Annotated in this window: 10 protein-coding genes; 9 read left to right on the plus strand and 1 reads right to left on the minus strand. The window is 46.8% G+C overall.

Going from position 1 to position 12,316, the window contains the following annotated elements:
• Positions 1–253: 253 nt before the first annotated feature.
• Positions 254–427 carry a hypothetical protein gene (locus BLV66_RS15575; RefSeq protein WP_176974196.1) on the minus strand — a complete coding sequence of 58 codons (174 nt, stop codon included), beginning with the start codon at positions 425–427 and terminating at the stop codon, positions 254–256.
• A 289-nt stretch (positions 428–716) separates the two neighbouring features.
• Between BLV66_RS15575 and BLV66_RS09145 the strand changes: the two genes are divergently transcribed.
• The 9 genes from BLV66_RS09145 (at position 717) to BLV66_RS09185 (ending at position 12,301) form a co-directional block, all read left to right on the plus strand.
• Positions 717–2,105: a PTS transporter subunit EIIC gene (locus BLV66_RS09145; RefSeq protein WP_086985798.1), complete on the plus strand. Its 1,389-nt coding sequence runs from the start codon at positions 717–719 to the stop codon at positions 2,103–2,105.
• Positions 2,106–2,232: 127 nt separating this feature from the next.
• Entirely contained in the window at positions 2,233–2,826 is a 594-nt protein-coding gene (locus BLV66_RS09150; protein ID WP_086985799.1) for an MFS transporter, read from the plus strand.
• A 244-nt stretch (positions 2,827–3,070) separates the two neighbouring features.
• The gene (locus tag BLV66_RS09155) at positions 3,071–4,087 is read left to right on the plus strand and encodes an LCP family glycopolymer transferase (protein WP_176974197.1); all 1,017 of its coding nucleotides are present in this window, start codon (positions 3,071–3,073) and stop codon (positions 4,085–4,087) included.
• Between the two features lie 65 nt (positions 4,088–4,152).
• Positions 4,153–5,820, plus strand: coding sequence for a hypothetical protein (locus BLV66_RS09160; RefSeq protein ID WP_086985800.1), 1,668 nt, complete (start codon positions 4,153–4,155; stop codon positions 5,818–5,820).
• A 463-nt stretch (positions 5,821–6,283) separates the two neighbouring features.
• Positions 6,284–7,762, plus strand: coding sequence for a sucrose-specific PTS transporter subunit IIBC (locus BLV66_RS09165; protein WP_086985801.1), 1,479 nt, complete (start codon positions 6,284–6,286; stop codon positions 7,760–7,762).
• A gap of 78 nt (positions 7,763–7,840) precedes the next feature.
• The gene (locus BLV66_RS09170; protein ID WP_086985802.1) at positions 7,841–9,331 is read left to right on the plus strand and encodes a glycoside hydrolase family 32 protein; all 1,491 of its coding nucleotides are present in this window, start codon (positions 7,841–7,843) and stop codon (positions 9,329–9,331) included.
• 98 nt (positions 9,332–9,429) lie between these two features.
• The gene (locus BLV66_RS09175; protein WP_086985803.1) at positions 9,430–9,684 is read left to right on the plus strand and encodes a hypothetical protein; all 255 of its coding nucleotides are present in this window, start codon (positions 9,430–9,432) and stop codon (positions 9,682–9,684) included.
• A 91-nt stretch (positions 9,685–9,775) separates the two neighbouring features.
• Complete coding sequence (locus BLV66_RS09180; RefSeq protein WP_086985804.1) at positions 9,776–10,561, plus strand: MurR/RpiR family transcriptional regulator; 786 nt, start codon at positions 9,776–9,778, stop codon at positions 10,559–10,561.
• Between the two features lie 150 nt (positions 10,562–10,711).
• Positions 10,712–12,301: a PTS transporter subunit EIIC gene (locus tag BLV66_RS09185; protein ID WP_086985805.1), complete on the plus strand. Its 1,590-nt coding sequence runs from the start codon at positions 10,712–10,714 to the stop codon at positions 12,299–12,301.
• Positions 12,302–12,316: the final 15 nt, after the last annotated feature.

Consider the following 12,316-nt stretch of genomic DNA (forward strand, 5'->3'; position numbering starts at 1 on the left):
CTAGTGGATATTGAGCGGGCTGTACCTCTGAAAGGGGGAACGTAGATGAATAAACGGATGGCAAGCCGGCTATGCCGGTGCTGGACAGATCGGCACGACGAAAATCGTCAGTGGTCGCTTGATCTATATGACCGCTGATCCGACGAAGTCAGATGTCCCTGCTTTCAAAGGTGATACTGCTCGACTGTATACGGAGGTTGTAGGTTCGGCTTCAGAGTGGGTCGCCTGCCACATCCTCCGTCAGGCGTATGAGTCAGGTGACACGATTCTTGATGCTGCCTGAGTAATTGTAGTATTCCGCCTTCGCGTAGACGATCCGTGGTTCATCTTTGTAAAGCAAAGAAATTTCCAACATTGTGGTGTGGCCGATCAAAGCCACCAAACCATCAAATTTTTCGGATATTTTTTTATTTATCATTATGGTCAAAAAAAACCTCCCATACCTATGTCATGTCGTTCCTTGCCTTCATTTTAACGCTTTTGCCAAGGAAAGGCCGTCGCCAGCCGTTCCATAATAAACACAAATTTTTTTTAGAAAACGCTTGACTTTAAATATGAAAGGGTTTACTATTTGAATCAAGAGGAACCGGTTTCACTGATAAGAAACGTGCTCCTCTCATTTTTGAACCGGAAAGGAACCGGTTCCGTAACAGGCTGCAACACAGCTTGTATTGCACTTATTCTTAGGCACAACAGAACAAAAGGAGGAATCATTAATGAAAAATGAACAAACTATCAAAGACATACTTGACGCTGTGGGAGGCCAAGATAATGTCAAAAATTTTGAACACTGTGCTACCAGACTTCGGATTATCTTAAAAGATAATAGCAAGGTGAGCAAGGAAAAAGCGGAAGCTGTCACTGGAAGCAAAGGTTATTTCTTTAATACAGGGCAACACCAGTTTATTTTCGGAACTGGAAAGGTAAATGAAGTCTATGATGAATTTAAAAAATACACAAAGATGGATGAGTCAGCGGATACAGCATTTAAAGAAGATGTTTACTCCAACATGACTCCCGTTCAGAGAGTCGTTCGAACTTTGGCGGATATTCTGATTCCTCTAATTCCTGCACTGGTTACAACAGGACTATTAATGGGTTTAAGAGGACTTCTTGTGGAGTTGGGTGTAGAATTTAGCCCATTTATGTTGAGCATGTTCCAGATGCTGACAGATACCGCATTTGCTTTCCTACCAGTACTTATTGCCTATAGTGCCACTCGTAAATTTGGTGGAAATCCCATCATCGGTATCGTCGTCGGCCTCATGATGGTATCTCCTAATTTGCCTAATGCTTGGGCTGTAGCCGGTGGAAGCGCTGAAGCAATCAACGTTTCTTTCTTGGGACTTAATATTCCTATTGTAGGGTATCAGGGGTCCATCATCCCCGCTATCGTAGCAGGGTATCTAATATCAAGAATTGAGAAAGAGCTACGAAAAGTTGTTCCTCAGATCATCGACTTGCTTGTAACGCCGTTTGTAACATTAACAGTAACCATTTTTCTAATGCTCTTTATCTTAGGTCCTATCACTCATACATTCGAGATTGCAGTCAGTGACTTTATCGTTATGCTGATCAATGCACCTTTAGGTATTGGATATATCATTTTTGGCGCACTTCAACAACTCTTGGTTATTACAGGCCTTCATCACACTTTGTCAATCATTGAGCTTCAGCTACTTGCCGATACGGGCGAAAATGTGCTGAATCCACTTATTACAGCCAGTATGGCCGGGCAATTAGGGGCAGCGATCAGTGCAGCTTTACTAATGAATGTTAAACTAAAGAGAACTAACGCTATTTCTTCTTCCACATCTACGTTATTCGGAATTACAGAACCTCTTCTCTTCGGTGTGAATCTGAGAAGTTTGAGAATACTGGTTTCCGGCATGTTGGGAGGAGCTGTGGGTGGTCTGCTTACGTATATCTTTAGCCTATCCGCTACAGGTATGGGAATCACCTTTATTCCTGGGCTGTTGCTGTACACTAGTAGTTTCGCATCTATGATCCAGTACCTGATTGTCATTGCAGGAGCATTTGTGACAGGGTTCATTGCTGTGAGAGTACAGTCGAATAAAATTTCAGAGCAGCTTAATTTAGATTAATTAATTAAACAAAGAAAGAGGGGAGTGCTTCAGAACCAGAAAATACTTTTCTGGTTCTGAAGCACTCCCTTTTCTATGTTTATGGGCAGACATACCCCGCCAAACCGCAAACAAAAACTGGAAGGAAATGTTGGCGACCCCAGCCTTCTACCTATTGATCCTGATGTTCGCGATGGGCGCCTTTTCCGGCCTGATGATCGCTTCGAACGCCTCTTTGATCGGGCAGTCCATGTTTGGTTTGTCGGCATCGGCAGCAGCCGCTTACGTCAGTCTGTATTCCTTGAGCAACACGTCTGGCCGGGTATTCTGGGGCGCGGTTTCTGATCGCATCGGTCAGATCCGTGCGGTAATCATCATCTACAGTGCCATCATTTTTGCTTTCGTCCTGCTCGTCAGCGTCAACCCAGTTTGGGCGTTTGCTGTCGGTGTCGTCACTTTGGGTCTCTGCTTCGGCGGCGTCATGGGCGTCTTCCCGGGATTGGTCATGGATAACTTCGGTCCAGCAAATCAGGGCGTCAACTACGGCATCGTCTTCATCGGTTTTTCGAGCGCCGCCTTCGTCGCTCCGAAAGTGACGGCCTCATTGGCTGCCGCGAACAATGGCGACTTCACGAAAGCCTTCTATGTCGCGATTGCTGTAGTCCTCATCAGACTGGGCTTGAGTCTCGTCTACGCGCAAAGAAAAACTGCTGCAAGCTTGGCAGCAGAAATTGCAAAATAAGAACTTTCAGGAAACAGCTTGCAGTATGGAGATGATAACTTTCTGTGTTGCAGGCCTTTTTTTGTTTATTCAGGAAAAAGCGTATAATTGCAGCCTAAAACAGATGTAAATTTAACCTGTTTTGCGGTTCAATTTCTTTTCAGAGTGTTCTGAAGTGACTTTAGCGGAATTGTTTTATAAAATGTAGGAAAGCGCATACATTCTGCGGTCTGTTTATCTTTGGGTAGGAAAGAAGGATAATAAATTGGAAAATCAGCCTGACCAAAAGAATAGAAGAGGTTTGAAAATCGTCTTTGGCTTATTGTTTGTGATAGTGCTTGGTGTTTCTGTTTATGTGTATTCAGTGTATCATAATGTGAACAATACGGCGGAAGCTATCTATACCCCCGTCGAAACGGAGGATTATCGGAATTTTTCCGGAACGACAGCAACTTTGGATTCAACAGCGGCTTCCGATGCTGCAGCCACGTCAAATACAGAAGCAGCTACCAATCCTTCCGAACTGGTGGAGCAAGGGCAATCCATATCGATTCTGTTGTTGGGGATCGATACCAGGGATTTGGGCAGGACTGAACAGGGGCGTTCTGACTCCATGATTGTGGCAACCATCAATCCGAACACCGAAAAGACCACCTTGCTGAGTATTCCGCGGGACACTTACGCAGAAATCGTGGGCTACGGCACCTGGGATAAAATCAATCATGCCTATGCCTTCGGAGGGACAACCATGTCCATCAATTCCGTCCAAAATCTGTTGAATATCCCAATTGACTTCTACGTGTCCGTTAACATGGAAGGCATCAAAGAAGTTGTGGATGCGGTCGGCGAAGTCGAAGTGGACAGCCCAATTGCCTTCAATCAAAATGGCTATGACTTCGTAGTAGGCACCAATCATTTGGATGGAGAGGCTGCATTATCATTTTCCAGAATGCGCTATGAAGATCCGGCAGGGGATACGGGCCGTCAAGGCAGACAACGCTTGGTCATTGAAGCGGTCCTCAGAAAGCTGGCGACACCCGAAACGTTGATGAATTATCAGGCTATCCTGACTTCGCTTTCCGCCAATGTGCAGACGAATTTCCAGATGACCGATTACCTGTCGCTGCGAAGCAACGACTATTTAGCAGCCGCAAACAATATCCAGCAAGAACAATTGGGCGGAGCTGGCGGCATGATGGACGGCATCTATTATAACTTTGTGGATGACGCCGAATTAGCGCGTGTCCAAGCGTTGATGCAAGGAGAACTCGAACTGAATTAACGGAACGCAAAAAATAATCCAGAGGCAACCGGCACGACTCCTGGCCGTCAAAAAGGAGGGAAGGCATGAGGAAAAAACTACTGGCGTTGCTCCCTTTACTGATAATGGTCTTTTTTTACAGCAGACTGCCGGATATTATCCAAATGATAGAACTGGACATTATGCGTTTTCAAGCGAGCGAAAACATAACATCATCGTTTGATAACACAAAAGCAACGTATACACAGGTGGAAGAAACCGAGATAAGCATTGACACTTTCCCGAAATTGGAGACCGACAGAGATGATACGGAACGCATCCAAAGGGCAGTTGATTATTGCATAGAAAATGATAAGGATCTTTTCTTCCCAAGCGATGGTTCGTATATCTTGCGGTCAGTGAATGTTGAGGCAGGGCTGCGGATTGTCGGTTATGGGGCTACCTTTACCTTAGCGGATGCTCAACCGAAATTCACGCGGATGTTCACGACTACGAGTAGGCAGTGGGAATCCGCGGAGGACTCTGATTATTTGATTTTTGAGGGGATGACTTTTGACGGAAACGTCTGGAATCAAGGCGCCTTCCTAAACTACGAATTGGAGCAGCAATTTGCCATCATGTATATGGGTTCGACTGCCAATACAGGGATGTTGCGCGGGAAAGTGATCAATTGCCGTTTCCAGAATTGGGCTGCTGACGGTGTGCATATTTATACGAATGCAGACGTTGAAGTGGTCGGATGCTCGTCCATCAATTGCTTCAGAGGAGGTGTCGTCGCTACAGGCGCTCCTGCAAACGTCAAAATATCGGATTATGTAGGTGAAAAAGGGCAGTTTGGGAAAGTGCTGGATGTTGAAGTAGAAACCTCCCCAACTGCTCCAATAAATGTTACCATCGATTCGATGATTGCCTATGGTGGGGTTGATTTAGCCGCACAACCAGGATCGGTGATCACGGTAGAGGGATTGACGGTCATCGGCGGGGACACTTATATTTATGGCTTCGGAAGTGAAGTGACGATCAACAACTCCGTGCTTGGAAATGTGGAAATGCGCAATGCCACAAACTGTGTGTTCAACGATACCACTTTTGTGATAACACCCGACACAACGGATGACAGCAGCGGAGTTCTTGCGGCGGTTGGGGATGACTTTGATCTGATACCGAAACAAAATTATTATGCAGAATTCAATCGTTGCATCTTTGAACGCGTGGACAAGGACAACCTTGTTGAAATGGATCATGAACTGAATGCTCTAAAAGGGTATTTTGGCAAAATCGCGCTGAATGATTGTGTTATTGGGAAAGGCTTCACGACTGGCTATTACAATTTAGGCGTTGCCTATTCTGACCTCATCAATGTAACCTTTGAAAGTGATATTGCGATCGCGATGCAGCCTTTGGAATGGGCAAGAATCTTTAAAATGGTGCTCGATAATGTCCAATATGTCGGCATGAACGCGTCTCCCTATCATTTTTTGGGCTACACGAATACGAAGCCGTACATCATTGTGGAGTTTAAAAATATGATATTGGATAGCTCGACAGCAGGATATGCTGTCGATAAAAGGTTGGGCACAACCCAAATAGTCAGCAGCCGCATCATCTACGTGGATTCTGATCCCACAACAACTAGCGTACCCGGTTTCGCGGGAGACATAGCAAAATTATACACACCCGTTGACGGAGAACCTGCTGAGTGGGTGGCCACCAGCAACGATCCAGTGGCCGCTACCTGGGAAATAGTGGAATAGATTAAAGGTGAAGAAGGCGGGGCTGTCTCATTTTGATGGCGTCGGTCAAACAGAACATATTGGCTGACGAACTATCGACGATCCCATTATCAGTCAATTGAACGTAATGAGAAGGACGCCGAACAGTCGACGAGCCCACAATATGTCGGCTGAACACAAATGAATAGTTCTGTTCAACTTCCGACAACTTATCAGAATTGTCGGGAGTTTCTTTTTATCATCACACATCATTATCTTCAGACTCAACGGATCGATAAAAACATAAAATATTTTTTAGAAAACGCTTGACTTTATTTCTGAAAGGGTTTACTATTCATATCAAGAGGAACCGGTTTCACCAATACAGAAAACCTGCTCCTTATCATTTTGAACCAGAAAGGAACCGGTTCCGAAACAAAGAGAAATAAAGTTTTTATTGCACTTATTTTTAGGCAGAACAGATAAAAGGAAAGAGGGAGAAAAAATGGATTACAAAAAGATTGCAGAAGAATTGTTGACGGACATCGGCGGGAAAGACAACGTACAAGCGGCGACGCACTGCGCGACACGACTACGTTTGGTTTTGAGGGATGAAAGCAAAGTCGATCAAGCGGGATTGGACGCACGCGATGAAGTCAAAGGAACTTTCTCAACGGCTGGTCAATACCAGATCATCCTGGGTTCCGGAACTGTAAATGAAGTCTACAAAGAGTTCATCAAGATGGCCGGCATCGATGCCATGAGCAAAGAGGAAGTCAAAACAGCCGGCACGCAAAAATTGAATCCGATCCAACAAGGCGTCAAGTTGCTTTCGGATATCTTCGTACCGATCATACCGGCCATCGTAGCTTGCGGTTTGATGATGGGTTTGAACAACGTATTCACGGCACAGGATTTGTTCGTTGCTGGTAAATCACTTATTGAAGCATTTCCTGCTATCGAAGGTTTTGCAGCGATGATCAACACTTTCTCCAACGCGGCATATGTATTCTTGCCAGTCCTAATCGGTTTCAGCGCAACGCAGAAATTCGGCGGTAACCCTTACTTGGGAGCTGTTTTGGGGATGTTGATGGTCCACCCGGATCTTGTCAATGCCTACGCCTATCCATCAGTTTTGGCTGCAGGCGAAGTGCCTTTCTGGAATATCTTCGGCTTCGAAATCGCTAAAGTCGGTTACCAAGGAACTGTCCTGCCGATCCTGTTTGCGGCATTCATCCTGGCGAAAATCGAAACATTCCTGCACAAACGCGTGCACACATCATTGGATAACCTGATTACACCGCTTTTTGCTATCATCATTACAGGTTTTCTGACATTCACATTGGTGGGACCTCTGACGCGTACACTCGGCGACGTGATGACAAGCAGCCTAGTCTGGTTGTATGACACTACAGGTGCCATCGGCGGGGCCATCATCGGTTTCTTCTACGCTCCACTGGTCGTTACCGGTATGCACCATAGCTTCATCGCAGTCGAAACGCAATTGTTGGCTGATATCGCCAAAACAGGCGGTACGTTCATCTTCCCAATCGCCGCTATGTCAAACGTGGCTCAAGGAGCTGCTGCATTGGCGATGTTCTTCATTATCAAGGAACAAAAAGCGAAAAGCTTGGCTTCCGCTTCTGCGATCTCCGCTTACTTGGGGATCACTGAGCCTGCGATGTTCGGTATCAACCTGAAATACCGCTACCCGTTCTACGCAGCAATGATCGGTTCCGGAGTCAGTAGCGCGTTCATCTCCTTCTTCAAAGTCAAAGCAATCGCAATGGGCGCAGCCGGCCTGCCGGGCGTCATCTCGATCAAACAAGAAGACTTGTGGATCTACATCTTGGGCATGCTGATCGCGACACTCACGACAGTATCCATGACATACGTCTTCAGCAAACGCGACTGGACAAAAAACGAAGCGAAAACAAAAAAAGCGGAACAGGCTCATTCAGCTCTGAATAAGGAAACACTGTGACCCAATCGGTCTAATTTCCGAGAGGCAGTCTTGGACTGCTGGACATACGACTAATTTGATACGGAAAGGAATAAAACGATGAAAGAATGGACGCGCGAGGAGCGCTATAAAAAACTCTCGGATTATTCCGACGACTATCTGGAAGAATTGGCGAAAAGGGTGGCGCAGTCGCCCTTCCGCCAAAACTACCACATCCAACCGAACGCAGGCCTTTTGAACGATCCGAACGGCTTCACCTATTTCGACGGCAAATGGCATCTCTTCTATCAATGGTTTCCGATGGGCGCGGTCCACGGCCTGAAGCATTGGTACCATATGACTTCGACCGACCTCGTGCATTGGAATGAAGAGGGCGTCGCGCTGTTGCCTGACACGGAGTACGATAGCCACGGAGTCTATTCCGGCAGCGGTTTCGTCAAAGACGGCCAGCTGCACATCATGTACACCGGCAATGTCCGCACTGAAGAATGGGAAAGGGTGCCGAACCAAATCGTCGCCCGCATGGAGGCAGACGGCAGCTTCACGAAGTTCCTGCCGCCTGCTATCGCCGGCAATCCGGAAGGCTACACCGACCATGTCCGCGATCCCAAAGTCTGGGAGCAGCACGGCATCTATTACGCCGTCATCGGTGCCCAACGCACCGACGAAACCGGAACGATCCTGATGTACCGTTCCAAGGATGCCTTGGAATGGGAATTGATGGGTGAAGTTGATGCTGGCTTGCCGGACTTTGGCTTCATGTGGGAATGCCCGGACCTGTTCGAAATCGATGGACAGACGGTGTTGCTGTTTTCGCCGCAGGGACTGGAGCCGGAAGGCGACCGTTACCACAACATTTTCCAGACCGGCTATGTCATCGCTGATGATTTCCGGATGGATGAACTGAAATTGGAGCATGATGGTTTTCAGGAACTGGATGCTGGCTTCGACTTCTACGCCACCCAGACCGCCGAAAGCCCGGACGGCCGTCGCATCTTGACGGCCTGGATGGGATTGCCGGATGTCGCGTATCCGACCGACAGTGAAGACTGGGCGCACTGCCTGACATTGCCGCGCGAACTGTCCATCAAGGATGGCAAATTGATCCAGAAACCGGTCCATGAATTGGTTGCATTGCGCAAAGAGAAGTCTGTGTCTGAATCCGGCTTGTTATTTGGCCAAAAGACAATCGAGCGCAACGGTGGTAACTGTTACGAAATTCAGTTGGATGTAACTTTCCCGGCGTCAGCCGACCACTCGCCTGTGACTTTGGATCTCTGTGAAGATGCCGCCAACGACAAACGTTTCCGCATCACCTTGGATCCAGCCACTAAGAAAATCACGATTGACCGCGGCCACAGCGGCATCCCGTTCGCAGAAGACTTCGGCACGACTCGCACGCTGACGGTCGAACAGATGGATGCAGTGAAACTGCAGATTTTCGTCGACACCAGCTCGATCGAAATCTTCGTCAACGACGGCGAAGGCACCTCCACTTCCCGCGTGTTCCCGCAAGCGGGAGAAACCGGTCTGTCGCTCGCGGCAGGCAGCACAATCGATTACAGCCTCGAACTTTGGGAATTGGCCTGAAGAAGCAGGATATAACAGTTGAACGCACCATCCTTAGCTCTGCTTGCAGAGTAAGGCGTGGTGCGTTTTTTGCGTTGGGGCGTGGGAAGCGCAGAAGGGTGCGCGGAGATGCAGAAAAACCCGCCAACAGCGATTTGGCGGGGAAAAATGCAGGGCGCTCCACTGAATTTCCCCGCCGAGAGCGCGTTGGAAGGTTATCCCGAGGAAATCTGCTCCTGGAAACCCGCCAAAACTGTTTTGGCGGGGAAAAACGCTTGGGCACGGCCAACTGGATTGCTGATTTTGCTGATCCGGTGAATTATGTCGAACGGTTCCACTCGGATATCTACCGCTATGCTTCCATAGGAGAATAATCTGGAGTTGATCGGATGTTTTAAGGGATAAAAAAAGCTAGTTTTTTTGTTATACTGGAGAGGACAAAAAACTTTAGGGGTGGATCCGTAATTGGTAGATATTGCGAAGTTATTTCAAGGTAAGGAATTGAGCGAATCAGATCAGCAACTGTTAGCCTACATCATCAGTAATATGGATACCGTTTTACAAATGGGTGTCCGTCAGATTGCTAAAGAAAATTACACCTCACCAGCAAGTGTCATCCGCTTGTCAAAAAAGCTAGGCTATACGGGCTTCATCGATCTTTATTATCACCTGTTGCCGCTGGTCAATGCGGAAACAATGCCTGCAAGTACCTCGGAAGATGAATTTTTTCAACTGGATCATGCGCTCGTTCTGCAACATAATTCAATAGAGGATATGGACGAATTCATCGGAAAAGCATTGTGTTTGGAAGGAAAATTTATCTTCATCTATGCTGCAGGTTTTTCGGCGATTGCAGCAGAATATCTCTACAAAAAACTATTGCTCCTCGGGAAACAAGTCATCCTTGCTACAACGCTGGATTCCATTGGTGTGTTGGAGAATAATCTGAAGAACATCGGAGCTTTCGTAGCCATTTCCAAATCAGGGGAGACGCAAAGTGTCACCGAAAAGCTACTGAAAGCGAAGAATGCCGGCATTTTTACTGTAGCCTTCACGAAGGAAACGCCCAATCGGCTAGGTGAATGCAGCGATCTGAATTTTAAGGTTACGGATCAACACAAGCTTGACGACAGGAATCTATTGCCCAATACATTCTTTCCCTTTACGCTGTTGTTGATGGAGTACCTGTTGAGCCGTTACCTGAAAGAAATCAATGAAGTTGACGAGCAGACAGAAGAAGGAAAAGCTTAAAAAGCAGGGTAGCAGAAGCAAACAGAATAGTCAGTGAAACGTGTTTCGTCTTGGCGGAACACGTTTTTTAACGTTATGAAAGCCTTTTATTTCCGATTGATTCTCGCTACACTGTAGTCAGGTTAGAGAAATCATATTGGAGGGAAACAAATGAAAGAGAGAGTCATGGATACGATGCAGAAATTTTCAAAAGCGATGTTTATTCCCGTTTTAATTTTGCCGATAGCCGGTATTTTGATCGCGATAGGAAATCTCTTCACTAACGCGCGATTATTGGAAGTTTTGCCATTTTTGAACAACCCGGTTACAACCGGATTCGGAACGATCCTATCTGGATCACTCGTTTCGATTTTAGTGAACTTAGGCGTCGTCTTCTGTGTCGGGCTGGCCGTTGGATTAGCCAACAAGAAAAAATCAGAGGCCGGATTCATTGCCTTGCTCGGCTACCTTGTCTTCATCAATGCCATGAACCGCTTCATGGGCCTGCAAGGCATGCTTGTAGAAGGCAACTTACAAGGGACAGGACAAACGATGGTCCTAGGCGTCCAGGTCTTGGACATGGGTGTCTTCTTGGGAATATTCCTAGGAATTGTTACTGCGATTGTTCATAACCGCTACGCCGACAAAGAATTCAACAATGCTTTCCAAATTTATGGCGGAACCCGGTTTGTCTTTATCGTGTTGATTCCGGTAGTTGTGCTGTTGGGTATCCTGTTCACTTACATCTGGCCATTCTTCCAAGGCGGCATCAGCAGCTTAGGGACCTTGATCAACCAAAGTGGCAACTTCGGCATCTTCCTGTATGGGATGTTGGAACGTTTGCTTATCCCGACCGGACTGCACCACTTAGTGTATACACCGTTCTTGTACACCGAACTGGGCGGAGTCGCTGAGGTCGCAGGCGAAATTTTTGAGGGTGCACGTAACATATACTTTGCTGAAATCGCCAATGCGGACGGTGGCTTGCTGGCGCCGAGCGTCATCTGGGATGCCCGCGGAATTTCGAAAATGTTCGGTCTGATTGGTGCCTGCTTAGCTATGTACCATAAAGCAAGCCCTGAAAATAAAGCAAAAGCTCGCGCCATTTTGATCCCGGCAGCCGTCACTTCCTTTATCGCTGGCGTAACAGAGCCAATCGAGTTCTCATTTATGTTCGTTGCACCACTGTTATTCATTGTCCATGCCGGCTTGAGCGGTTTGAGCATGGTCTTGCTGAATATTCTGAATGTTCGAGCAATCGGCCCGAATGGCTTTATCGATTTCCTGCTGTACAATGTGCCGCTTGGAACAGAACGGACCGCGTGGCCGATGTACATTGTGGTTGGATTGTTCTTCTTTGTAGTCTATTACTTCTTGTTCCGTTTTTTGATCACGAAATTTGACTACAAGACGATCGGTCGCGAAGAGTCGGGACAGGAAACGAAATTGTATACGAAAAAAGATTATCAAGAGAAGAACTCTCAATCAGGAGAGCCCGCAAACGATTTGGGCTTGGCGCACACGATTGTGGCTGCCTTGGGCGGTGAAGAAAATATCGAAACGGTCACTAATTGCTACTCGCGCTTGCGACTCACTTTGACCGATCCTGAAAAAGTAAATGAAGGGATCTTGAAGAATGAGACCGGAGCCAGTGGCATCATCAAGAAAGGTCAAAATGTGCAAGTCGTATATGGTTTGCAAGTAAATGCGATCCGGAAATCGGTAGATACTGTCTTAAATAGAGCAATTGTTGAAGAATAATCTGAATTCAAAAAG

Source organism: Trichococcus collinsii (genome assembly GCF_900107505.1).
GTDB lineage: Bacteria > Bacillota > Bacilli > Lactobacillales > Aerococcaceae > Trichococcus > Trichococcus collinsii.

Coding starts and splice junctions, on each gene's coding strand:
- BLV66_RS09145 (WP_086985798.1), top strand. CDS start 717: ATGAAAAATGAACAAACTATCAAAGACATACTTGACGCTGTGGGAGGC.
- BLV66_RS09150 (WP_086985799.1), top strand. CDS start 2,233: ATGTTGGCGACCCCAGCCTTCTACCTATTGATCCTGATGTTCGCGATG.
- BLV66_RS09160 (WP_086985800.1), top strand. CDS start 4,153: ATGAGGAAAAAACTACTGGCGTTGCTCCCTTTACTGATAATGGTCTTT.
- BLV66_RS09165 (WP_086985801.1), top strand. CDS start 6,284: ATGGATTACAAAAAGATTGCAGAAGAATTGTTGACGGACATCGGCGGG.
- BLV66_RS09170 (WP_086985802.1), top strand. CDS start 7,841: ATGAAAGAATGGACGCGCGAGGAGCGCTATAAAAAACTCTCGGATTAT.
- BLV66_RS09185 (WP_086985805.1), top strand. CDS start 10,712: ATGAAAGAGAGAGTCATGGATACGATGCAGAAATTTTCAAAAGCGATG.